The sequence below is a fragment of the Bartonella kosoyi genome (genome assembly GCF_003606325.2).
In the GTDB taxonomy this organism is placed as follows: domain Bacteria; phylum Pseudomonadota; class Alphaproteobacteria; order Rhizobiales; family Rhizobiaceae; genus Bartonella; species Bartonella kosoyi.
Window position 1 is genome coordinate 2,069,727 of record NZ_CP031843.2, and the last position, 21,485, is coordinate 2,091,211.

Below are 21,485 nucleotides of genomic sequence, written 5' to 3' on the forward strand. Positions count from 1 at the left end.
AATGAATCCAAACCCACACACCCTAAGCGATGAAGCCGTCGCAATTGTTCTCACAAAACTTGAACCTATCAGTACTTTTTTGAAAGATGAGAGTCTTTTTGAAATTGTTATCAATCGTCCCTATCAAGTGATGACGGAAGGGGTTAATGGATGGGAAACGATAGAAGCACCAGCTCTCTCTTTTAATGAACTGATGGGAATTGCGAAAGTTGTCGCGTCCTATTCCAAGCAAAATATATCAGACAGGAATCCAATATTATCGGCTACTCTCCCAGGCAATGAGCGCATTCAAATTGTCATTCCTCCAGCTGTCGAAAAAGACACAATTAGTATGACAATTCGCAAACCCTCATCGCAGAGTTTTTCTCTCGAAGAGCTCGCCCATAAAGGTCTTTTCTCGTTATGTGAGCAGGTTTCTTTCACACCATTGAATGATTATTATACGCGTTTTAACGAACTCAAAATCATCGAGCATAATCTAGCCAATGCCTACTGCAATAAAGACTTTGTTTCCTTTTTAAATCAGGCTGTAAAATGCCAAAAAAATATTTTGATTGCAGGAAAGACTGGTTCGGGTAAAACAACATTATCAAAAGCATTAATTGCCAAAATTCCTCAAGACGAGCGTATTATCACCATTGAAGACACACAAGAATTGGTGATACCGCACCCTAACCATGTCTCAATGATCTATTCAAAAGATGGCCAAGGTTTAGCTTCTGTTGGTCCCAAAGAATTGCTTGAATCATCTTTACGGATGCGTCCTGATCGTATTCTTTTGCAAGAACTTCGAGATGGTACAGCCTTTTATTATATCCGCAATGTCAATTCGGGCCATCCAGGCTCTATCACAACCGTTCATGCCTCAACAGCCCTTGCAGCCTTTGAACAAATGACCCTTTTGGTCAAAGAAAGTGAAGGAGGGGGCGATTTAGAGCGTGATGATATTCGAGGTTTATTGATTTCAATGATTGATATTATCATCCAATGCAAACGGGTTGAAGGAAAATTTAAGGTCACAGAAATTTATTATGATCCCTTCAAGCAACGTAACATTTTTGGCGGTGACTAAGACAAGATCATATCGGTTGAAGGCTCTTTTAAAGCAATGATTGTCCATAAAAGGAAAAATACATGAAAACCAAAACAACAGAAAACAGAGAAAACCTTTTATCAATGTCAGCAGAAGAATTAAAACAACGCCGCCAAACCGTTGATGCCGCCATCAACACCCATGCGATAGAGGGAATAAAGCTTCATTCCACAACGCTCAAAATTTTAGAAAAATATGCAAAAGGGAATATTTCACTCGAGGAATTTAACACTCTTATGGACAACGCTAGATTATAAGGAGGTGACAATGCCAAAAGCCAAAGAAAAAACCAAAAATATAGAGACATCTTCTCCTCATCATTATGTCTATCCGAACACCACAACACTCAAAAATAAATATGGAATAACAAACTTTGACGCTTTTACTGCAAAATATACGCATGATACAGCAAAAGCCATAGTTAACCTGCGTGAAGCCCCCCTACCAGAAAAATTTGATAGCTCCTATCTATGCTCTATTCACCATCAATTGTTTAAAAATACCTTTGAATGGGCAGGACAGACCCGCAATGTTCCCTTTACATTTTTAGACGAAAGCGTTACCGCCATGCCAGAGATGAAAAGGGCGGAATGGAACAATGTTTTTGCGAATGATGATGAGATTGAAGAAGGTTTACAAACATTAAATAAAACACTTGCAGAAAAAAACGCTTTGAGAAGCTTAACGCGCGAAGATTTTATTTTAGAAGCCGTACCACTCTTTGTCTCTCTCAAAAATATACGTCCATTCATAAATGGGAATGAACATACAATACACCTCTTTTTTGAAAAGCTTGCTCAAGCAGCAGAGCATCAGCTTGATTTTTCACTTGTTACAAAAGAACGCATGCTGGTTGCTAGTGTTGCAGCAATACAAAATGACAATCTAGAACCGATGCAACATCTGTTTGAAGATATCTCCAATCCCCAAAAAATTCATCTTTTAAAAGAATTCATGAGCAATATGAAAGAACTTGGACGCGATATTAATGATCGTTCTGTTATGGTCACAAAGGAAGGTGAAACTTACACGGGCACCTATAGGGGGGCTGGTCATGATAGCCTTGCTTTCAATGTGAATGGCGCTTACATCATCGGAAATAAAGAACATCTCACACCAGAACAACTCAAAACATTAAAACCCGGTGATAGATTTACCTTTACCGTTCGACAAACAAAAGAGTTAAAAGGTATTCTCATTCCTGAAAAGAAATTAGTCCCTTTGACAAAAAATGAAAAGGCTGAAAGGGTTGCAGAAGATGCTTGTGTCAACACAAGCCTAAAACAGGTCCAGCAATTAGCAAAAATTGTTTATGGCAACGCAACAACATTAGACAAACAGCTGGTCGCAATGATTAACGATCCAGCCTTAGGCCAACAGCTCGCCAATCAGATTGAAAAAAATCCAGACTCTGTCGCTCATCTTGCAGGTTTGAGTTTATGTGGACTACAAAATCATGCCCGTGCAAACGCTAAAAATCATGTTGAGATGCTTTGTACTGCCGTTGTCAATTTCTCTCATGCTGTCAAACATGCTGAGAAGGAAATTAATCAAGAACATAGAGCAGAACAAGAACGTCGCGCCAAAACAGTAGAAATGCCAAGTCAAAGCTTGCAAGATCTGTTTGCCTTGCCAAAAGAATTACAGCAAGAAGTTTTAGCAAAAAATCCTGGACTTCAAAAAGAGCTGACCAGCTTTGTCAAAAACATCAATAGCCGCCTTTCCGCAACTGAACATAAAGCTGTCAAAAATAATGATTATGAAACATTAGCTCAAAGCATGGGTGTATCAGAAAATAAAGCCAAGCAAATTACACAAACCATTCAGCAAGCCAAAGAAGTACACCAACAAGCCAGCGCCCGTACAGTCAACCGTTCAAATGTACTCGCTCTGGCCAGCTAAGAATACCTTCCTCTTTCATGAGAAGGGCGCATAAACGAAAACGGATAAGCATTCTCTCGCATCTTTGCAAAAAGAAAGTATGACAACCCCTGAAAAGAGCGTTTTGCAGTATATTCTAAAGAGAATTGAAAGATAAAATACAATGAAATATACCAAGACACAAATGATCCTTATTTTAACTCCCATTGCCTTAGGGGCTTTAACGATATTTCTTGTCCCTCATTTTTTGTTGCTGATAACCAATGGACTAAAGAGCGATCAAATTTATTGGACTCTTCGTTCAGAGCCTTTATTAGTCTTAGCTCTAACGGCTGCTGTTTCATTGTTGTATAATCTCTCACAAAAACTACACCTACGTAAAAAGATTACTTTTGTTTCCCTGTTTTTTTTTGGAACCATTGCTCTTTACTATGTTGGGAGTGAAATAAAACGCTTAAGTCCCTATGTTGGTCAACAAGGAATAACGTGGAGTTATGCGCTTCAATTTATGGATCCTATGGTTGTCTTTGGCATCATCATTGGTACTTTTTTTTCCCTCATTCAATTCATTACAACCTCTCCACCTAAAAATAAGGTCAAGCGCGCCAAAAAAGAGGTTTTTGGGGGAGCGGCATGGATGGATTTAAGAGAAGCAGCAAAAATCTTTCCTGCCGATGGGCAAATTGTTGTGGGGGAAAGATACCGTGTTGATCAAGATAATGTATGCAAAATTCCATTTGCACCTGGCAATAAAACAACATGGGGGAAAGGTGGAACAGTACCTTTGCTAACCTTTAATCTTGATTTTGGTTCAACCCATATGATCTTTTTTGCTGGTTCTGGTGGTTATAAAACCACAAGTACAGTAATTCCTACGTGTTTAACCTATTCAGGGTCTATTATTTGTCTTGATCCTTCAACAGAAGTTGCCCCAATCGTCAAATTTGCTCGTCAAAAGATGGGCAATAGAAATGTTATTATTCTTGATCCTAATTCACTTTTAACAAAAAGTTTTAATGTCATCGATTGGCTTTTAGACGACAGTGTACCCCGCACACAACGTGAAGCAAATATTGTTAGCTTTTCCAAATTGCTTCTCACGGATAAAAAATCAGACAATTCTTCAGCGGAATATTTCTCGACACAAGCCCATAATCTTTTAACGGCTCTTCTTGCTCATGTGATATTTTCTGATGAATATGAAGACCATGAGCGCAACTTAAAAACATTGCGTGGAATTCTCTCTCAATCAGAAACAGCTATTATCAATCAATTACGCATGATTCAAGAAACAACCCCTTCTCCTTTTATTCGTGAAATGGTGGGTATTTTTACAGAAATGGCAGAACAAACTTTTTCAGGAGTCTATACAACTGCCTCAAAAGACACCCAATGGCTTTCTTTGTCTAATTACGCAGATCTTGTCTGCGGTGATGATTTTTCCTCCTCAGATATTGCCAATGGTAATATAGATGTTTTTCTCAATCTCCCCGCCAGCATTTTAAACAGCTATCCAGCAATAGGACGTGTAATTATTGGTGCCTTTCTCAATGCTATGGTTACAGCAGACGGTAACTATAAAAAGCGTGTTTTATTTGTCTTAGATGAAGTTGATCTTCTAGGCTATATGAATATTTTAGAAGAAGCGCGTGATCGTGGACGTAAATACGGTACATCCTTAATGCTCTTTTATCAATCCACGGGTCAGTTGGTCAATCACTTTGGTGAATCAGGGGCACGTTCATGGTTTGAAAGCTGCTCCTTTGTCAGTTATGCTGCCATTAAAGACCTCCAAACAGCGAAAGAGATTTCAGAACGCTGTGGTCAAATGACCGTTGAAGTCACCGGAGTAAGCAAATCAAGAGGTTTATCTTTAGGAAAGAGTTCTTACAATATCAATTACCAACAAAGAGCTCTCATTTTACCCCACGAGGTTATTCAAGAAATGCGTCAAGATGAACAAATTATTCTTATGCAAGGGCAACCTCCCTTGCGATGTGGCCGTGCCATCTATTTCAGAAGAAAAGAAATGTTCGCTGCTTCTGCAAAAAATCGTTTTGCCCCACAAAAGAAAAACTAGCTTCCCCATTATAGATATTGAATAAAACAACAAAAAGTCATACATCCCTGTTTTTTAAAAGCCTATAAAAAAACATCTACATACAAAAAAACAGGGGCAAAAAATCCGTGATTTTTTCTTTTATATTTTCCCCTTTCTATTTTACGTACCATTTTACCAGCTTCCATGATCTTTAAATTTTTATAAAAAACGCCCATCCCCCAACCAAGAGAAATATCAATATCTCTACAGAGAAAAGGGACACACACTTACAAAGTTTTTCATATATAATTTATGACAATAAATTGATTTATAATAATAATTCATCTTTTATGTTAAATGAGAGAGCCAATAGCCTCAAGATTCTCTTATTTCAAATCTGTTCCATGCTTAAGAACGCAATCGATGAAAACGTGCGGCAACGCCTATCCCCTTACAGACAAGCAAAGATATTTAAGAACGCTCATAACCCATCTCAATGACTCAAGAAAAACAAAAGATTCCCCTTTGAGACAAGAAACCTTCACCACACCCACACGACAAACATTGATTTTTCCCAAAAAACATTCAAGAGATAGACAAAAATGAATAAATCATTCTTATACAAGCTTCTCCCCCCCCTTTAATATATCATAACGTGTTCTATTTTAACGACTAAGCGCTAAAAAATGTCCTTTCTCGCCAGCCAAAGAAAAGTCTCTCACCCTTACGAGGCTTAGGCTTTAAAGTAGCACTATACCATAAAGCAACAACACAAAGTAAAAAACGTTTTGTTGCAAAAAACAAGAGGTCCCCATAGGCCAAGAAGAAGAACATAATGGAGAAAAATTCGTGATAACTGCTTTTATCCATAGACTTCCCAACCTGAACACTGTGTATGAAAAGCCCCGAAGCTATCCGATAACCAAGAGCAATCCTCTCCGCCATATCCGCGTCCCTCAACAAAGCGCTCTTGCAAACAACTTTACGAAAAGAAAAACAGCAAAAATCTTAAACAACATTTTTCTTTTTGACCTTTTCCCCTCATCTCAAAGAGGAAAAGACACTTTCTCTCTTATAACACTCAAAATCTCAAAAGAATACGCGAAGGGGAATTTTCAACATGACCCGCGTTTAAAGCGCGCATCAACCACCACCCTACTTTCTCAGGAGAGACGATATGTTAGAGCAAAATTATCTCTATAAAGGAACCCCAACACTCAAAAATAAATATGGCATCAAAAACCCCAAAAAACTATATGAACGCAGCGCCCGTGAAGCAGCCAGAGAGGCTGTTAATTTTCGTCATGAACCACCACCCCTAAAATTTGATGCTGCTTATCTAAGCTTAATCCACTGGAGCCTCTTCCACAAAACTTTTGAATGGGCAGGTCAAACCCGCGATACAACCTTTACCTTTGAAGATGGCAGCACTGCCCGTATGCCGGCGATGCGCCCTAAAGGGTATGAGGTTCCTTTTGCCATTGGACCACAAATTAAAAAAGAGCTCAAACAACTTGAAAGAACACTAAGCGAAAAGAACAATTTACAAGGTTTATCGCGCCAAGAATTTGCTGAAAGTGCCGCTGAAGTTTTTATGGCGCTGGAACACGCCCATCCTTTCCGAACAGGCAATGGACGCGTCAATCGAATGTTTATGGAAAAACTTGGACAAGCAGCAGGCCATAGCATTGACTTTTCGTTCACCACAAAAGGACGCATGACAGCAGCTTGTATTGAAGCCATGCAATATGGCAATCGCCAACCAATGAAAGATCTTTTTGAAGATATCACCCATCCACAAAAATCTCTTGTTTTAAAAGAATTCATTTCCCAAATGAGACAAGCTGGACTGGATGAAATAAACAACCGTATTGTTGTTGCCGCAAAGGAAGGGATCCCCTATGAAGGCATCTTTAGAGGCTCTTCAGCAGAAGGGTTTGTCATGGAAGTGGAGGAAGGATTCGTCGTCGGACACAAAGATGATCTTCCCCCAGAACAAGTCAAAACATTACGCAATAGCGACCAAATCCGCTTTCAAAAAAGCAACGTTCAAAATGTAAAAGAAACCTTGATCCCACAAGAAACCTTAGCCCCTCTCAACCCCGAAGAGTTATTCATGAAAGTTTCAAATGACCCTTATGTTGAAGCAAGCCGAAAAGAAATCGAACATTTATCAAAGACTGTATATGGTAAAGCCCACGCCTTAAAGACACAATTGGATATCATAACAGCATCTCCAAACTTAGGAAATCAATTTGCTGATGAAATTTTAGAAAACCCTCAGTCAATTTGTAAACTTGCAGGGAGAAAAATCCTTGATATGAAAAGTCCTCGTCGCAGACATGCCGAACAGATTGTTCCACAACTCAGCCAAGCCCTTAGAGATTATGGTACAATAACAAAACAAACAAAAGATGAAACTCTAGGGCAGCACCAAAGAGAACAAGAACGCTTAAGCCACGGGGTTGAGAAACCTGGAAAAAATTTACAAAACCTTTTTGCCTTACCAGAAGAACGACAAAGGGAAGCTTTATTACATTCTCCCGCACTCCGCCAAGAACTCCATACCCTTTCCCGTCAACTACACAATCGTCTCTCCGCAGAAGATCGTAAAGCCATACAAGAAAAAGATCATACAAGATTGGCTTGCCTCCTTGGGACATCGGAAAGCAAAGCAAAAGAAATTGCACAGACTGTCAAGAACACCAGAGACGCACAATGTCAAATCCGCAACTTGAAAGTTAGCCGTTCCTCATCGCTGGCTCTTACCGGCTAAAAAGGAGCCTTTTTGCCTTCCAACAAAACGCTTGATCCCAATCATTTCATCGCGCTTACCCCACCAATTGTTTTAAAATGTTACAAAAAAATAGTCCTCACAATGGGTCCTATAATTTATTATAAGTTATTGATAAGATTTCACAAAAAAACTGTATAAAAGACATAAATCTCCACTACAGATCAATATGAATAGCGCGAAATCTTTGGCAGGCCATTCAATTCGATATCTTCTTTTGTCAAGATATCAAAAAAGTGGGGAATGCCCCAAAGAGGTTTTCTAAAATATTGAAAGGAAACAGCCATGAAAAAAAGCCACCCACAACAAGAACCTCAAAATCCACAAACCCAAAAGCCAGAGCCCCTCTACGCCCAAGTAGATAAATCACGCAGAAGAGGCGGTCCGCGCATCCTAAGCCCAGAAGAGATACAAGCAGCAAACAAAAGACATCCTCTCCAAGAAGATCCCTACGACAGACCGAGGGGGAGAGAGCAAACGAATTCGCCCTACAACACACGGAGAATGGGAGCAGGTGGGTATGATATCCCCTCTCAACGACCACTAGAAACTCCCTATGCCCCTCAAAATCCCCTAGGAAGAACGGTCTATGCACCCCAATACCCATTAGGAGCTACCCGTGCAGCAGCCGCTGGAAGGGGTTCGCGTGAGCCTTCTCCGGAGAATCCTACAAATCCCTATCAAGTCACTAATCTGGGAACGGGTGAAATAGAATTTCAAGAACAAATAAATCCCCTTTATGACTCCCCGAACGGAAGCAGTGAGGATCTGCGCCATTCCCCAAGACCAGAAGAACATCTCTATGCAGAAATTGATCCGAGAACACAAGGGAGGCGCCCTCCCCATAAACCATTAGAAACAATCTATACAACATTGGGCGCGGGTGCTGAAGGTGGAGAACGCCAACAACAGGAAAATCCTCTCTACGAAGGCATTGGCAGAGCAACAACGCCCCCTCCCAGAACCCAAAAAGATGTGATCACAACAAAGCTCTTACAAGACACAGGCTTTCAATATGGTGTAAGAGAAACCCAAGAGTGGTGTACAATTGTTTATGGTAATCCACATGCCTTGAATAAACAACTTGCGGAGATTCTTGACAATCCTCAAGGTGCAGAAAAGATCTTATGGAATCTTGCAGAAAAACCTGAAAGCCCTGGAAAGCTTGCTGGTCTGCAAGTTCTTGGCGTAAAGAGCCCCGATCGTAAAGAAGCTGAAGATGGTTTTCGTCACCTTTGCTCATCTCTTGAAAGACATATCCATAAAGCACAAAGGCTCCATAAAGAGTTTACACGTGATCTGGAAAAAGATCAAAAACAAGAGAGCCCAGAACACAGACATCACCATCGTCGTCACGCAAGAGGACAAGAACGAAATAGTCCAGAACACAGCCCTCGACAACAAAGACAGGGAGAGAGTAGAGGAATGGCTCATGCCATGTAAGAGGCCATCAACATAAAAACAGATCAATTTTTGTTTTTCATATTATCTCTTTTTCCGTGAAATTTTTGGCGTAAGTCGTTTTATAGCGGTTGCGCCGAGAATTGTTTTAAAATGGTGCAAAAAATAGTCCTAAAAATGGCCCCTGTTATTTATTGTAACTCGTTGATAAGATTTCATAAAAAAACTGTATAAAAGACACAAAGGTCCGTTACACTGACTCTGAATAGCGCGAAATCTTTGGAGGTCATTCAGTTGGATATCTTCCTTCGTATAAAGGTTATCAAAACTAAAAGTGGGGAATGCCCCAAAGAGGTTTTCTAAAAATATTGAAAGGAAACAGGCATGAAAAAACATCAACCACACCCTTCTGCAAATCCAGAAGCCGTCTATGCACAAGTGAACAAACCAAACAGAGGAAACCAGCGCAGACCAAGCCCAGAAGAGGAAGTTCTATATGCAACTGTTAACACCGTTGATCCTCTTTCAAGAGGCGGACGCCATAATCAAAAGCAACAAGGACCGGAAACTGATTACACAGAGGTTGCTCCCTCAAGACGCGAAGAGGAAGTGACATACGCATCCGTGAGCAGCATTAATCCTCTTTCAAGAGGCGGACGTCAACATCAAAAGAAAGAAGGTCCTGAAACAGACTATACAGAGGTTTCTCCACAACAAAGAGGAAGAAGCTCTCTCACAACTGAGCAAATAACTGTACAGCTTTTAAAAAACCCACAGGTCCAAGCCCATGTGGAAGAGGTCGTGTATTGGAGTAACATTGTTTATGGAAAAGACAACCTTTTCCAGCAACACTTGCAAGACATCCTTACAGATCCTAGTAAAGGAAAAGCGCTTTCAGATCAACTTGCTGAAAATCCTGAGTCTATTCATAAACTCGCTGGCCGCCACGCACTTGGTATGAAAAGTCAAGCACGCAAGCAAGCTGAAGATGGTTTTAGACACCTCGTTGGGGCCATTGATGGATATACAAAGGCTGTAGGAGAGACAAAAGAGAGGCTTTTGCAAACCCCTCAAGCGGAACAAAGACGCCAGCAAGAACATACTCAGAAAGGTGAAAGCCATCATCACCATCATCGTCATCATCACACAAGAGGACAAGAACAAAATAGTCCAGAGCACAGCCCACGACAACAAAAACATGGAATGGCTTATGCCATGTAAAGGGGCATCAACATAAAAAAAGATCAATTTTTGTTTTTTATTTAATCTCTTTTGCAGTGAGCTTCTTGGCGCAAATCGTCTTCTTACGATTGCGCCAAGATTTGTTTTAGAATAGTACAAAAAATAGTCCTAAAAATGGATCCTGTAAATTATTATAAGTTATTGATAAGATTTCACAAAAAAACTGTATAAAAGACACAAAGATCGATTACGCTGATGGCGAATAGCGCAGGTCTTTGGAGCGCATATCAGTTCGATATCTTCCTTTGTCTCAAAATAATCCAAGCATAAAGAACGAGTATGCACCAAAGAGGTTTTCTAAAAAATTTTTGAAAGGAAACATGCATGAAAAAAGATCACCCTCACCCTTTTCCGTCCCCTTCAATACAAGAACTGATAAGGCTCTATGAACAAGCAGCGGCAGAGGTCTCAGGCGAAGCCCCCCTTCCTAAAGAAACGCCTTTAACAAGCAAAAGACTATCAACGATACCGGAACAAGATGAGGGAAGACTCTCTGTTTTAGAAGAAGAAACGATTATGCAGACAAGTGCACAGGCATCCGCTAGGATAATGAATCCAACAACGCCTCTTTCAAGCACGCGCGCGCCCCAAAGACCGCAAGAAGCTGAAATGACACGTGCAACAGCTGCTCCACAAGCCGTCCAAGGAGCAGCAAAAATTCTCTCAGAAGAAGAAATCTCTCGATTGCTTCCTCACCATTCATTGGTTCGAACCTATCAAGAAGAAATCGAGCGGTTATCCGCAAGTGCCTATGGCAACCCCCATATTTTACAAGAAAAAATGCAGGAAATTCAAAGAAACCCTCAAGCGGGAGAAGAGCTCTCATGGCGCATGGCAGCCCATCCTAAAAGCATTGCTAAACCTTCCGGCAGAAGCATGTTGGGCTTCAAAAATAGAGAACGCAGAGACGCAGAAGAGAGTTATTCCGCCCTCAGTCTCACCATTGAGTGTTATACAGAAGCCGTAAGACAGGCAAGAGAGAACCTATTACAATCTCCAGAGCAAGAACTCAAAACCTATGAACGTCTAATGGGGAAAGACGCCGTCTCTGCACTTCTGCAAAAACCGGGTCATTCTGAAAGGGAAAAAGAAAGTCTTTCAGAAGCAGACATGTCTGCCCAAATTCACCAACATTCCAAAGTCAAAAGACACCATGCACAAATCAAATATTGGTGTGGAGTTGTTTTTGGCGACGCAAACGTTTTGCAATCACAAGTGGAAGAGCTTTTCCAGAACCCTGAAACAATAGAACAGCTCGCCCAGCAACTTGCTGGAAATCCTAAGTCTATTCACAAATACGCTGGTCGCAGCTTTGGGGGTTTAAAAAATCGAGCACGCATCCATGCTGAAGCGGGTCTATCTCACCTCATTGATGCTGCTGACAATTATGCAACGGCTGTCGCGCAGGTCAGAGAGAGTCTTTTACAAACTCAGCAGACACAACAAGAACATCGTGAAGCATCTGAGCAAACACAAAGCTTGCAGCAGCAGCAGCAAAACGTTTCACAGTCTGCTCAACGCCTTGAATCTTCAACAATAACGCATGAAGGAACAACGCCCTCTCCCCAGCAAAGAGAAACGGATTTGCGTCCTCGCAAAACTGCCGCCCCAAAAGCGATGGCTTTTGCCAGCTAAACAGATATGAGTTTCCACGTTAAATCCAACATCTTGGTGCAACGCATAAGAGAGATGATTTGCGCCAAGCAAAAAGGTTGGAGCAAAACTCATTCTCCCCCCCTCACTTAATCTAAGCTATTGATAAACAAGTCTTTAGAGAGTGATGATAATCTGAACCAAGAACCCCAAATTTTGTGAGACCGCTCAGTTTCACATTTTGCCTCGTGAGAGAAAATAAAAAAGCATAAAACAGAATAAACACCAACACATTTTGTAAAATAGTCCTTAAAAACAATATTGGAAGAGCTTGAAAGGAGCATGCATGAAAAAAAAACACCCCTCCCCTTTTATCACTGAAATGATGGAAAAATTTCAACAACAGGCTGAACAATCCCCCACCAGAACCCCCCCTCCGCAAGTTTCTCAAAGCGTGCAATCATCTGGTCAAAAACGCCCAGAGAACTTACCTCCCTCTCCAAAGGTTGCGCCCCCGCCGCCCCCACGCGTGAGAGCCTCAGCGCAAACCAGCGTCAAAAACCAAGAGACGCCTCCTCTACAAACAAAAGTAGCGCCGCCAAAACCCCCACGTGCAAGAGATAGAGAACAACACAGCACACACGTTCAAGCCTCCCCCTCCCATACCAAAAGAGTGGCGCCCCCCTCTCCCTCACACGTAAGAGACAAAACACCAACCGACGCAAAAATCCAAAATCCTGAAACCCTCGAGAGCCCCTCCGCGCCCATAAAAGCAGCACCACAAAGACCACCGCGTGCAAAAGATAGAGAACAACACAGCACACACGTTCAAGCCTCCCCCTCCCATACCAAAAGAGTGGCACCCCCCCCTCCCTCACGCGTAAGAGACAAAACACCAACCGACGCAAAAATCCAAAATCCTGAAACCCTCGAGAGCCCCTCCGCGCCCATAAAAGCAGCACCACAAAGACCACCGCGTGCAAGAGATAGAGAACAACACAGCACACACGTTCAAGCCTCCCCCTCCCATACCAAAAGAGTGGCACCACCCCCTCCCCCACGCGTAAGAGACAAAACACCCCAGCATAGAACAGTCCGGCAGCAAAGCGGTTCATCATCACAAGACAGCGAAATATATGCAGTCCTTCGTTCAAGAAAAACGCACCAAACAGGAGAGAGAAAACAAAGCGATGCTGTTGTGCAAAAAACAGCCTCCCCACAAACAGCCATTAGACAGCCAAAACCATCTCAGGAACAAAAAGCCTCTATTAATACAATGGAAAGAGAGCTCTTGCTCGGAGCATATCACGAAGAAATACGTTTTTTGTGCGAAAAGGTTTATGGTGACCGGCTTATTTTAGAACAAAGAATAGAAGAAATCAAAGAAAACCCGACTATGGGAGAACAACTCTTATGGGATATGAAAGAAAACCCTCAGTCTATTTCTAAGCTTGCGGGTCGAAAAATTCTCGGCATAAAAAGTGATGCACGCAAACAAGCTGAAGAAACACTTCCTAATCTGTGTGAAGCCATTAACGGTTTTTTATATACCTCAAAATATGCAAAAGAGAATATTTTACAGAGTGCTCACGGGGAACAACGGCAACACGAACACACCCAACAGGAAGAAGCAATCACTCAACACACACAAAGTCGGCTCACTTCAGAAAGGCAAATCGAGCCTCTCTCCAATCAGGAAATTGCCCGCAGAGTTCAACAAGATCCATCGGTTCAATATGGTCAAAGAGAAGTCCAATATCGGTGTCAAATTGTTTATAAAGATCCATTTATTTTGCAATATAGAATGGAAGATATGCACAAAATTCCAGAAATGGGAGAAGAACTTGTCTTTCAAATTGAAAAGGATCCGACCTCTTTTGCTCCCCTTGCTGGTAGAAAGGCCCTTGGCATAAAAAATAGCGCACGCAAAGCCGCTGAAGAAAATCTTCCTACCCTTTGTACCGCCATTAAGGATTATGCTGACACGATAAAGCAATTAAGAGAAACCATTGTTCACAACCATCAAATAGAACAACAACAACGCCATCAACCGCTTACCGATCTCGATAAACAATTGCAAAAACAGCAAAGCCTATCACAACCCCCGCAGCTGCCTGAGCGTTCAACAACAAAGCGACGTCAAGAGCTTTCTGAAACATCGAGAAAAGAAGAACGCCCCCCTATTCAACCGCGCAGAGGTGAAGCATCAAAAGCCATAGCTTTGTCGTGATAATCTCATTACCATTGGTTTGTCATAAAAAACTTTGGTGCAATTATCTTGCCAAGATTGCACCAAGGATAGCGTATAACCTACAGAAAAATTTGAATAGACTCTCCTCTGCCAAAGTGCATTAATAAAATTGCACGATAACATTTCATAAAAATGGCCAACATTGATGCTGCGCCATCATGAACTTTGTTTCATGCGAAGAGGATCAAAATTTTCCCATCATTCAAATCGGCATTCTTCTTTGAAGAAGAAAAAACTTATGAAAATAACATAAGACAAAAAATGGAAAACATGAAAGAAAACACAGAACAGTGTGCTTCTTCCACACAGGAAGAATTACAAGAGCAACACCCTGCAATGAATGCAGTCGTTTTAAAGCAAATCAATGAAGCCGCACAAAATTTTTTCTACCCCAACAGCAAAGTGCTTAAAAATAAATACCGTATTAAAGATAAAGAAATATTAAAAGAACACTGTTCTGACAATGTAAAAAAAGAAATGATCAAACTTCTCCAAGAGCTCCCACCAGAGCAATTTGATGCTGCTTATCTCAAATATCTTCATCATCGCCTTTTTTCTCGTACATTTGAATGGACTGGACAAACCCGCCAAGCACCTTTTACCTTTGAAGATAACACTGTTGCTTCTATGCCCATTTTGAAAAGAAAAGAATTTACAAAGCCTTTTGCGATGGGCAGAAAAATCCAGGAGAGACTAAAAAAATTAGATAAAACACTTGCTGAAACAAATAGTTTAAAAGGCTTAACCCGCGAAACGTTTGTTGAACATGCTGCTGAAATGTTGATACAGCTCAACTATACGCACCCTTTCAGAGAAGGTAATGGACGCACACAACGAATGTTTTTTGAAAAACTCGCTCAAGCAGCAGGACACACACTCGACTTTTCTCTTGTAACAGAAAAACGCATGAACCTTGCCAGCACTGCATCGCTAATACATAACGATAAGGAAATGATGAAACATCTGCTTGAAGATATCTCCAATCCAGAAAAAATACTTATTCTAAAAGAATTCGTAGACAATATGAAACATATTGGGCTTAAGATTACTCATCATCATCTGATTATGACAGCAAAAGAAGGTCATACCTATACAGGCTTCTATAGAGGCTGTGGCCCCAAAGGCTTCATGCTTGATGCCAACGGGACTTTCATCATAGGAAATAAAAAAGATCTTACACCAGAGCAAATACAAACATTAAAAATGGGTGATACCCTCTCCTTTACAGCACCAAGCACTCAACACCCGCAAGAGGTGCTGATCCCCGCAGAAAAAATAGCGCCTCTTACAAGCAACGAAATTGCCACGAGGATAAAAAACAACGTATTACTTCAAGTAAGAAGAACAGAAATCGAAACTTTGTGCCAAATCATTTATGGCAATCGGCATATTTTGCAGGAAAAAATTGAAAGGATTCATGAAAATCACAGGGAAGGAGAACAGCTTACCTATCAAATTGCCACATCTCCTCAATCGATTGCTCAGTTGTCTAGGAGCAATATATTGGGCATAAAAAATAACGCGCGTGCCAATGCTGAAGCCAATATTTTGCCCCTCTGTAGAGCCATTGATTGTTATATCAATATTTTTAAACAAACAGAAAGAGACATTCTCCATGACCATCACACCAAACAAAGGCGCTGTGAACAGTCGGTCGCAATGCCTAAGGTTTGGATGCAAAATCTCCTCTCCTTGCCAAAAGAACAGCAGCAAGAAACGTTATCAAACTCTCCTGAATTAAGAGGTGAAATTAAGAGTTTATATCAAAAAAATCAATAAACGCTTATCCTCAAGCGAGCATGAAGCAATAAAAGAAAATAATCCCGAAAAACTGGCTAAGAGTCTTGGCACATCAGCTGTCAAAGCCAAAGAGATTCTGGAAATCGTCAAGCAGACAAAAGAGATAGAACAAAATATACACCCCTTGGCGTTTTATGACCACCAATTGAGTAACCGCTTAGCACCAAAGCAGCATCAATCTACCCCATAGCAATTATCCAAGAAAAACACTGAAAAAACATGGTCGAACACCAATGCCAGAAAACATCTATCAAAACATCAAGAGACAAGAAAATATGCCCTCTCACAAAACAGAGCACGCAAAGGCCATAACTCTCTAAAAATTCATATAAGCTTATCTTTTTTTACCCTCTCTGGTAAAAAAAGATAAGCTTTATCCCCTACCTTCATCGGCAAATCAATCGTGCGTCAACGAAATGCGAAAACCATAAGAGAAAAACTTTCAATAAACAAAGAAAAAGCCCCATCAATGATGAACAGGAATCTCAGCAGAGCAATTGATAAGGATTGGTCATTTTTGAAAAGATCATTCATCCCTTTCATTCCCTATAATGCCCTTGCCCGTGGTGCTAAAAACAGGCAAGATGTTGTTGAAAAATTACGTTTTGCCATCCTCTATTTATAGACTTTCTGAAACAAGAAGGCTGCCTCATTTGGGGAGAACATAAAGCTGTAAAGCCGTAAAAGTAAAACCCCATCACACGGCGTTGCCATCACCGTTGCGTTCAGCCTGACAAGCTTTTAAAAGCCTTAAAAGCCCTCTATCTTTTTCAAAAATGAAAATGGTGCATTGCTTCACGTTTTTATTTTATTTGCGTATCTTTAAATAGGGTATAATAAATTGATTTATGATGAGTATTCACTACTTTGCATGTTGAATGAAAGCTCCAAAGATCGTAAGATTCTCTCATTTCAAATCTCTTTATGTTGCATCAATCAAAACCATTCGTTTGCACGTTACAGATAGGATTAACGTATGGATCAAAATGATTTAAGAAAAGAGTAAAATGCCTTTTCATGAATCGCCTAAATGCAAAGTCTGTCGCAACATTCTAGAGCTGGAAAGATGTGTAATGGTGAGCCGGCTTGTTACTTCATAAGCACACAAATGGGTCAAGTCTCTCATGTAAAACACGGCGCCATTTGAATACACGCTCCACGAACATCACCCCCCTAGAGAGAAATGATTATTCTATATCCCTAAACTGTTATGATATCGCTTCCATATTTCATTTTGAAAAAGAAATTTTAATGATTTTATGACAACAATAAAAATTGTAAGGCAACTAAAACAAGGAGCATGTTAAAAGTCTTCACGCAACCATTGTTGACAGAAAGATAAACACCGTCGTAAAACGCTGCACAAATATATTCTTGTATGGGAATACAGATCAGATTTTTATGATTTAAAACGGCTTATTTCTCTACTCACCGCTTTTCTTTTACCACAAACCTGATATATTTTTATGACATTGATTAAAAAAATTGCAACCGTTGCTTCCGGAACTCTGATGAGCCGTATTTTTGGCTTCATCCGTGAAATGCTTATGGCAGCAGCACTAGGGACGGGTCCTGTTTCTGATGCCTTCAATGCGGCTTTTCGTTTTCCCAATACATTCCGCCGTTTTTTTGCTGAAGGTGCCTTTAATGCTGCTTTCATTCCTCTTTTTGCTAAAAAAATCACTGAAGATGGTCAAGAATCTGCCTGTAAATTCGCAGAAGAAGTTTTTGGTGTTCTCTTTTCGCTGCTTTTACTGTTAACCATTGCGATGGAACTGAGTATGCCTTTTTTGGTGCGAACGGTTATTGCGCCAGGCTTTAGCGAAGACGCCACAAAATTTAATGCCACCATTCATTTTACTGCGATCATGTTTCCTTATTTAACCTGCATGTCGCTCGCTGCGATGATGGGGGGCATGCTCAATGCTCTGCGCCGCTATTTTATTGCCGCCGTTGCGCCGCTCTTTTTAAATATTATTCTGATTGGTGTGCTCGCCTATGCTTGGATCTATCAACTTGACGCTTGGCACATCGGCTTAAATCTCTCTTGGGGTGTGTTGGCGGCAGGACTTCTTCAACTTGTCCTAATTGCGGTTGCTTTACGTCAAAGTGGCATGAAAATTTTCTTCCGCCGTCCCGATTTAACCCCTAATGTACGCAAGCTCTTAACCTTAGCATTCCCTGCAGCCATCACGGGTGGTATCACGCAAATTAATTTGCTCATCAATACCAACATTGCTTCTAGTCAATCAGGGGCTGTCTCTTCTTTGATGTATGCTGATCGGCTTTATCAATTGCCTCTAGGCGTGATTGCCATTGCCGTTGCAACCGTTCTTTTACCAGAATTAACCCGCGCGTTGCGAAGCAAAAAGCTTGAAGAAACTCACCATTTGCAAAATCGCTCTATTGAATTAACACTCCTGTTAACGCTTCCAGCATCCATCGCTTTTTTGCTGCTGTCCACCCCTATTGTTAGTTTACTCTTTGAGCGCGGACAATTTACCGATCAATCAACACAGCATGTTGCACAGTTATTGGGACTTTATGGACTAGGACTTCCAGCTTTTGTACTCATTAAGGTCTTTATTCCTAATTTCTTTGCCCATGAAGATACCAAAACACCAATGATTTTTACGGGCATTTGTGTTTTCATCAATATCAGCCTCGCTTTAACATTATTTCCTTTCTTTTCCGCACGCGGCATTGTTATTGCGGAAATTACTTCTGGATGGGTCAATACCCTACTGCTTTGGGGTGTCCTCATCAAACGGGGGTATTGGAAATACGACGCCCAACTGATCAAGCGAATATTATGCCTCATAATCGCTTCTCTTTTGAGTGCACTCGTCCTCTATTACGGATTACATGTGTGCGGATTTTTATCTTTTCCTTTATCTTCAAAAGCCTCCTTTTTCTTGCGTTTCAGCACCTTAGCAGGGATCATGCTGGGTATATTCTCACTCTATTTTATTGCCTATTTTTTATCCAACCCCCTTTCCTTTTTTCACACGCTTAAAAATTTGAAAAAACGTCCATAATCTCTATACTTTGTCAAAAATAATAAAACGAATAACCTTAAATTAGAAAGCGCACTCCTATGGATACCTTCACTCCCCTTGTTTTTTCCGGCGTACAACCGAGTGGTCACTTACATCTTGGCAATTATCTTGGAGCCCTTCAAAATTGGGTTGAACTACAAAATGCTTATCACTGCCTCTATTGTGTTGTGGATATGCATGCGCTCACCGTCAACCCAGATCCCCTTATTTTACGGGAATCCACCAGAACAGTGACTGCCGCCTTTCTAGCCGCCGGTATTGATCCCCAAAAACACATTATTTTCAACCAATCACGTGTTTTTCAACATGCTGAACTCGCCTGGATTTTAAATTGTGTTGCCCGTATCGGCTGGCTTCAACGTATGACACAATTTAAAGATAAAGCAGGAAAAGATCGCGAAAAAGCATCCCTTGGGCTTTTTGCCTATCCCACATTGATGGCGGCTGATATTTTAGTCTATCGTGCAACGCATGTTCCGGTAGGGGAAGATCAAAAACAGCATGTTGAACTCACACGCGATATTGCACAAAAGTTTAACCATGATTATGCCCACCGTATTGCTGACTTAAATTTTGGCATCTCTATGCCAACGGATGAAGAAAAAAAACAAGGCTTTTTTCCCCTCCCAGAAGCACTGATTGGAATAACCGCCCCACGCGTTATGTCCTTGCGTGATGGGACAAAAAAAATGTCAAAATCAGATCCTTCAGATTTCTCACGCATTAATTTGACCGATGATGCAGATCTTATTGCCCAAAAAATACGTAAAGCCAAAACAGATTCTGCGCCTCTTCCAGATTCTCTTGACGCTTTAAAAGAACGACCCGAAGTGGATAACCTGCTTGGTATTTACGCCGCCTTTTCCAAAGTGAGTAAAGAAAAAGTTCTTTTAGAGTTTTCTGGTCAACAATTTTCACATTTTAAAACAGCGCTAGCCGACCTTGCCGTCCATAAGCTTGCCCCTATAACAGAAGAGTTACGTCGTCTTCATCAAGAAAGCGGTTATATTGACTCTGTTTTGCATGATGGCGCAGAACGTGCTAGTATGCTCGCAGAAGAAAATATGAAAAAAATTCGTGAAATTGTTGGATTTTTGCACAATATATAAAAACAATACCCCTAAAAATTGTAGAAAGCAAAAAAAAAATCGTTTGTACAAAATAGAGAAAGTGCATGATTTCTAAACCCAAAAATCCGAAAAAAGAGCCCAAGAAAAAAAACCTTGTCATCATCGATGAGACACCAGAGTGTCGGCGTGCCGTTGCGTTTGCTGCACAACATGCTCAAAACACCAATAGAACGTTGGTTTTGCTTTGTGTTGTTGATAGTATAGAATTTCAACATTTTTTGGGTGTAAACAACGTTATGCGCACAGAATCAACGCAAAGTGCTCATAAAATATTAGGAGATATTGCCAGTGATGTCCGCACTTCCCATGCGCTTGAAACAGAAATAGTGGTGCGTGAAGGAAAAAAAATTGATGAAATTTCTAAACTGATTGACGAAGATAAAAGAATTGCACTCATTGTTTTAGCCGCCAGCGGACATGCAGAAGGACCAGGCCCCCTTATCCAATTAATCGGGAATAAAGGAACAGCTTTTTCAATCCCTGTCATTGTCATTCCTAGCAATCTTGCTGATGAAGATATTAAGTCTATTGCCTAAAAAATATAATATTTAAAAAATGGAATGATCTTTCTAATTCTTCATGATAAAAGGAGAGTCTATGTTTATTCAAACTGAAACCACCCCAAACCCTGCAACACTTAAATTTCTCCCAGGGCGGGTGGTCCTTTCTGAAGGCGTCTTAGAATTTCGTGACCGTGAAGAAGCGGCTAAAAGTTCACCTTTGGCAGCTAAACTGTTTAATATTCCCAATGTCAATGGTGTCTTTTTAGGCTATGATTTCATCACTGTAAGCAAAAAAGAAGGGGAATGGCAACATCTCAAACCCATCATTTTAGGCACAATTATGGAGCATTTTCTCTCCAATGAGCCTGTCATTACCACCAACGCCACAACACAAGCAAAAGCCCATGCCCTTAATGAAGAATTTTATGACGAAAAAGACGCTGATATTGTCCTAACCATTAAAGAGCTGCTTGAAACACGCATTCGCCCAGCCGTTGCCAATGATGGTGGCGATATTACTTTTCGCGGGTTTGAAAATGGCATTGTTTATCTCAATATGCGGGGTGCCTGTGCTGGTTGTCCTTCTTCAACAGCAACGCTCAAACATGGTATTGAAAATCTTTTACGCCATTTTATCCCTGAAGTTTTAGGCGTTGAAGCCATGCCACAATAAATATCGACCTCAATAGGTAAAACG

17 protein-coding genes are annotated in these 21,485 nt (G+C 40.9%); 16 read left to right on the top strand and 1 reads right to left on the bottom strand.

Going from position 1 to position 21,485, the window contains the following annotated elements:
* Position 1: 1 nt before the first annotated feature.
* From virB11 to traG, 4 genes are all read left to right on the top strand, one after another.
* Entirely contained in the window at positions 2 to 1,072 is a 1,071-nt protein-coding gene (gene virB11, locus D1093_RS08915) for a P-type DNA transfer ATPase VirB11 (protein WP_120102119.1), read from the top strand.
* Positions 1,073 to 1,134: 62 nt separating this feature from the next.
* A complete protein-coding gene (locus D1093_RS08920; protein ID WP_012232125.1) occupies positions 1,135 to 1,350 on the top strand; it encodes an antitoxin VbhA family protein in 216 nt (71 codons plus the stop codon).
* A 10-nt stretch (positions 1,351 to 1,360) separates the two neighbouring features.
* Entirely contained in the window at positions 1,361 to 2,995 is a 1,635-nt protein-coding gene (locus D1093_RS08925; RefSeq protein ID WP_120102121.1) for a BID domain-containing T4SS effector, read from the top strand.
* 142 nt (positions 2,996 to 3,137) lie between these two features.
* Entirely contained in the window at positions 3,138 to 5,054 is a 1,917-nt protein-coding gene (gene traG, locus D1093_RS08930; protein WP_120102123.1) for a Ti-type conjugative transfer system protein TraG, read from the top strand.
* 633 nt (positions 5,055 to 5,687) lie between these two features.
* On the opposite strand, the gene D1093_RS08935 is transcribed toward traG, so the two are convergent.
* Complete coding sequence (locus D1093_RS08935) at positions 5,688 to 5,960, bottom strand: hypothetical protein (protein WP_120102127.1); 273 nt, start codon at positions 5,958 to 5,960, stop codon at positions 5,688 to 5,690.
* Positions 5,961 to 6,192: 232 nt separating this feature from the next.
* Between D1093_RS08935 and D1093_RS08940 the strand changes: the two genes are divergently transcribed.
* The 12 genes from D1093_RS08940 (at position 6,193) to D1093_RS08985 (ending at position 21,461) form a co-directional block, all read left to right on the top strand.
* Complete coding sequence (locus D1093_RS08940) at positions 6,193 to 7,791, top strand: BID domain-containing T4SS effector (RefSeq protein ID WP_120102128.1); 1,599 nt, start codon at positions 6,193 to 6,195, stop codon at positions 7,789 to 7,791.
* Between the two features lie 303 nt (positions 7,792 to 8,094).
* Positions 8,095 to 9,252: a BID domain-containing T4SS effector gene (locus D1093_RS08945; RefSeq protein ID WP_120102130.1), complete on the top strand. Its 1,158-nt coding sequence runs from the start codon at positions 8,095 to 8,097 to the stop codon at positions 9,250 to 9,252.
* 342 nt (positions 9,253 to 9,594) lie between these two features.
* Positions 9,595 to 10,431, top strand: coding sequence for a BID domain-containing T4SS effector (locus D1093_RS08950; RefSeq protein WP_120102132.1), 837 nt, complete (start codon positions 9,595 to 9,597; stop codon positions 10,429 to 10,431).
* A 345-nt stretch (positions 10,432 to 10,776) separates the two neighbouring features.
* The gene (locus tag D1093_RS08955) at positions 10,777 to 12,087 is read left to right on the top strand and encodes a BID domain-containing T4SS effector (RefSeq protein WP_120102133.1); all 1,311 of its coding nucleotides are present in this window, start codon (positions 10,777 to 10,779) and stop codon (positions 12,085 to 12,087) included.
* Between the two features lie 304 nt (positions 12,088 to 12,391).
* A complete protein-coding gene (locus tag D1093_RS08960) occupies positions 12,392 to 14,275 on the top strand; it encodes a BID domain-containing T4SS effector (RefSeq protein WP_150222315.1) in 1,884 nt (627 codons plus the stop codon).
* Positions 14,276 to 14,566: 291 nt separating this feature from the next.
* Entirely contained in the window at positions 14,567 to 16,075 is a 1,509-nt protein-coding gene (locus tag D1093_RS08965; protein ID WP_244613994.1) for a BID domain-containing T4SS effector, read from the top strand.
* The gene (locus D1093_RS10350) at positions 16,041 to 16,286 is read left to right on the top strand and encodes a hypothetical protein (protein WP_244613995.1); all 246 of its coding nucleotides are present in this window, start codon (positions 16,041 to 16,043) and stop codon (positions 16,284 to 16,286) included. The genes D1093_RS08965 and D1093_RS10350 overlap by 35 nt, the downstream gene beginning before the upstream one ends.
* Before the next feature lie 279 nt (positions 16,287 to 16,565).
* Entirely contained in the window at positions 16,566 to 16,721 is a 156-nt protein-coding gene (locus D1093_RS09960) for a hypothetical protein (RefSeq protein ID WP_167309095.1), read from the top strand.
* Positions 16,722 to 17,562: 841 nt separating this feature from the next.
* Positions 17,563 to 19,134, top strand: a complete 1,572-nt coding sequence (gene murJ / locus D1093_RS08970; RefSeq protein WP_120102136.1) for a murein biosynthesis integral membrane protein MurJ — start codon at positions 17,563 to 17,565, stop codon at positions 19,132 to 19,134.
* Positions 19,135 to 19,193: 59 nt separating this feature from the next.
* Positions 19,194 to 20,264 (top strand): tryptophan--tRNA ligase, encoded by a 1,071-nt coding sequence (gene trpS / locus D1093_RS08975; RefSeq protein WP_120102138.1) that lies wholly within the window; start codon positions 19,194 to 19,196, stop codon positions 20,262 to 20,264.
* A gap of 65 nt (positions 20,265 to 20,329) precedes the next feature.
* Positions 20,330 to 20,821 (top strand): universal stress protein, encoded by a 492-nt coding sequence (locus D1093_RS08980; protein WP_005774799.1) that lies wholly within the window; start codon positions 20,330 to 20,332, stop codon positions 20,819 to 20,821.
* A 61-nt stretch (positions 20,822 to 20,882) separates the two neighbouring features.
* Entirely contained in the window at positions 20,883 to 21,461 is a 579-nt protein-coding gene (locus D1093_RS08985) for a NifU family protein (protein ID WP_120102139.1), read from the top strand.
* Positions 21,462 to 21,485 lie beyond the last annotated feature (24 nt).